This window comes from Mesobacillus sp., from assembly GCF_047739415.1.
Taxonomy (GTDB): Bacteria; Bacillota; Bacilli; order Bacillales; family Cytobacillaceae; genus Mesobacillus.
Genome location: NZ_JBIQOE010000106.1, coordinates 1 through 3,335, shown reverse-complemented (window position 1 = coordinate 3,335; position 3,335 = coordinate 1). Strand labels below are relative to the sequence as shown.

Genomic DNA, 3,335 nt, shown 5'->3' with positions numbered 1-3,335 from the left:
CAGTGACTCCACCATCGTTTTAAGTTGCATGTTGAATTAACGTGGTACTTTTCTGTAATAAAGCTAGATAAAGCTTGGAGCTTATTAACTCCAAGCTTATTAACAATTAGATGTAAATAAAGGGCAGTATTTTAAGACGCTAAATTACAATTTATGACCATCCGATATGCTGGTGGCTTTGTTTACCTCGATTTAACCAAATGGTAGTACTCTCGCTCGAAGATACGGTAATAAATCCATGATGGAACTTTATCATGATAGGGCTGTACGCTTGCTGCGGTTTTCCATTGTAGCCAATGATTGATCTTGCACTCAAGCTCTCCCCTACTTTTAAAGAACGATACCCTCGGGATAAAGGCTTGCCAGAACCAACAATCGCCTTCCCAATGGCATCCGAAGCATCGGCACGCAAACAAGTCCTGCTTGCCCATGAAGCGGCCTGTTTTAGATAACCATAACCTGAAGAATGAATTTCACTACACGCCAAAAAAGACGTCGCGTGAGGTGTTTTTTTATTATGTTGAGAAGGAGCATTCAGCATAAACAGATCAGGTAAAAGTGAGGTAGTTTAAAATCTACTATAAAGGCTAAAAAGAATACAGAACGTTACGAGTCAGGTTTCTTCTGGCACGTTTTTGTTATATTAAAAATAAGTTTTATATAAAATTATTATGTAAACAAATAAACAGATAGACAAATATAACAAAAGAAACAAGTAAAGGAGTTTATCTATGAAAACCTATGAAATGACCAATATCATAATTGATGATGAATCTTATGGTGAGGAACATGTAACAGTTGAAGTTACTTTTGAGCAACAGAATTATATCATCACTTTTCAAAAATCAGACCTTGAATTGATGAATGCCTGGATTGTTGAGGACGATAAAACAATGCCAGCGAACTTATCTGAGGATTTAATGGATTCTATAAGAGAAGACATCAAAAAGAAAATCTAGTTGATGAATAGATCTCACTTAATGAAAATGTCGCGCCATCTTAGGAAAGGTTATAAGTATGGAAAAAAGGACTCCAGGTTTGACTTTGATTAAATTCCATAAGGATTAATCGTACCCTTATGCAAGGGTCATGCTTCCTATAAGGGTACAATTAGGTTCGAATCGTACCCTTATGCAAGGATCATGCTTCCCATAAGGATACAATAAGGTTCGAGTCGTACCCTTATGCAAGGGTCATGCTTCCCATAAGGATACAATTAGGTTCGAATCGTACCCTTATGCAAGGATCATGCTTCCTATAAGGGTACAATTAAGTTCGAGTCGTACCCTTATGCAAGGATCATGCTTCCCATAAGGATACAATTAGGTTCGAGTCGTACCCTTATGCAAGGATCATGCTTCCTATAAGGGTACAATTAGGTTCGAGTCGTACCCTTATGCAAGGATCATGCTTCCTATAAGGGGAGAATTAGGTTCGAATCGTACCCTTATGCAAGGATCATGCTTCCCATAAGGGTACAATTAAGTTCGAGTCGTACCCTTATGCAAGGATCATGCTTCCCATAAGGATACAATAAGGTTCGAGTCGTACCCTTATGCAAGGGTCATGCTTCCCATAAGGATACAATTAGGTTCGAATCGTACCCTTATGCAAGGATCATGCTTCCCATAAGGGACAATTAGGGAATTTAAATACTATCAAGAGCCTACAGGCTTAAATCTAGTCCATGACTAGATTTTTCTTTTTGCCAAAACCCCTGCACAGATTAACCCGAAGTATGTTGGTGCTTCATAAGATAGAAATTGTACATGCCTTTCCTCGGGATGGATGGCGCCAGCAAGGATGAGGGTTTGCCAGATTCCGTCTGGTTTTGCGGCTTCGATAAAATCTTCTTCGAAGTCTGCCATTTTTTCGAGTTGGTTTGATTTTATCAAATGAACCACTTGTTCGTCCAAATCTTTAGCTGCTGGATCAAACCCATAAGGTCCTTGTTCATCATGAGCATGTGACCAATCGCAGCTGGCAATCAATCCGACTTTCTTTTCGTATTGAGCCACTGCTGTACGAAGCGATTGACCGAATTCCATATGCTGTTGGAAGGAAAGATCTCTTGATGGTGTGATCACAACGATTGGAACATCTGGCATGAAACGAAGAGGGACAATTGCACCCCAATCCAGCGGCAGGCAAGAGATTGGGCCTCCTGCAGTTCCAAAATTTATGGTGGAAGAAGGGAGTCCGTTTTTTAGCGCTTCATCATTAATTTTTCGCGCTAAGTCTCTATCTACTCGTTTTTCCATCGTAAAAATTTCCTCGTTCTCATTCCAGCTTCCTTCCAGATGTTCTGAATCGGTTATGGAAAATCGACTATTGATCCTTGTTCCATGTGGACTAAGAACAACGATACAATTTGGTTCGGCATTAGCCATCTGCTGTCCAAGCTTGACCATGCTTTTTCTAGTGAGAGCCATCCGCTCGGGGTTGGCCCCTTGCAATTCAGGAATAATTTCACCGCCGTGAGGAGCAATACACGCAAAAACAAATGGATTCAAGTTCACGACCTCCTTTTTATAAAAGTAATTAGATAAAGATTATATGAATTCCTTCTTTCATTCTCTGAGTTTCCAAATTCGTGCTTGTCTAACTGTCTTGATTTGAGGGTAAAGACAGTTAACGAGACAGCAAGGAGGAAAACAAATGGGGAAAAGTATAGAGAGGAAAGTGCCATTTGGACTTGCTATCATCCCTTTGTTAGTTATGGTAGTTTCAATGGCAGTCACGATTGTAAAATTTGAAGGAGACCCGCATATCCCGCTGATTATTGGAACTGTGGTGGCAGGTCTTGTTGCCTGGTTTGCAGGCTTTAAGTGGAATTTTATCGAAGAAGGTATATATAAAGGCATTAAAATGGCTTTGCCGGCCATTCTGATCATTATCACTGTTGGGATGATCATCGGTTCATGGATTGGCGGCGGAATTGTCGCAACGATGGTATACTATGGCCTTAAAATCATGAGTCCGTCCATGTTCCTTGTATCCATCAGTGTCATTACCGCATTGATCACTCTGGCAATTGGAAGTTCATGGTCTACAATGGGAACAATTGGTGTTGCCGGAATGGGAATCGGCGTGAGCATGGGTATTCCTGCACCTATGGTAGCAGGGGCGATCATTTCAGGCTCTTATTTCGGAGATAAAATGTCACCATTATCCGATACGACGAATCTGGCGGGAGGAATCACGGGAACAGATCTGTTTGCCCATATTCGCCATATGGTTTATACGACAGTGCCAGCCTTTTTGATTGCTCTAGGTGTCTATTGGTACCTTGGCAGGGATTTTAGCAATGCAGGAGTGGATAACCAACAAATTCT

General features: G+C 40.9%; 4 protein-coding genes. 2 read left to right on the top strand and 2 right to left on the bottom strand.

The features are described from left to right. Positions 1 to 151 precede the first annotated feature (151 nt). On the bottom strand, positions 152 to 412 hold the full coding sequence (locus ACH0QE_RS08695; RefSeq protein WP_415781619.1) for a hypothetical protein: 261 nt from the start codon (positions 410 to 412) through the stop codon (positions 152 to 154). A 319-nt stretch (positions 413 to 731) separates the two neighbouring features. Between ACH0QE_RS08695 and ACH0QE_RS08690 the strand changes: the two genes are divergently transcribed. Continuing rightward, positions 732 to 959, top strand: a complete 228-nt coding sequence (locus ACH0QE_RS08690; protein ID WP_415800306.1) for a hypothetical protein — start codon at positions 732 to 734, stop codon at positions 957 to 959. Between the two features lie 732 nt (positions 960 to 1,691). On the opposite strand, the gene ACH0QE_RS08685 is transcribed toward ACH0QE_RS08690, so the two are convergent. Then, positions 1,692 to 2,513 (bottom strand): extradiol ring-cleavage dioxygenase, encoded by an 822-nt coding sequence (locus ACH0QE_RS08685; protein WP_415800305.1) that lies wholly within the window; start codon positions 2,511 to 2,513, stop codon positions 1,692 to 1,694. Positions 2,514 to 2,670: 157 nt separating this feature from the next. Between ACH0QE_RS08685 and ACH0QE_RS08680 the strand changes: the two genes are divergently transcribed. Next, a partial coding sequence (locus tag ACH0QE_RS08680; protein WP_415800307.1) for a Na+/H+ antiporter NhaC family protein occupies positions 2,671 to 3,335 on the top strand: 665 nt, incomplete at its 3' end.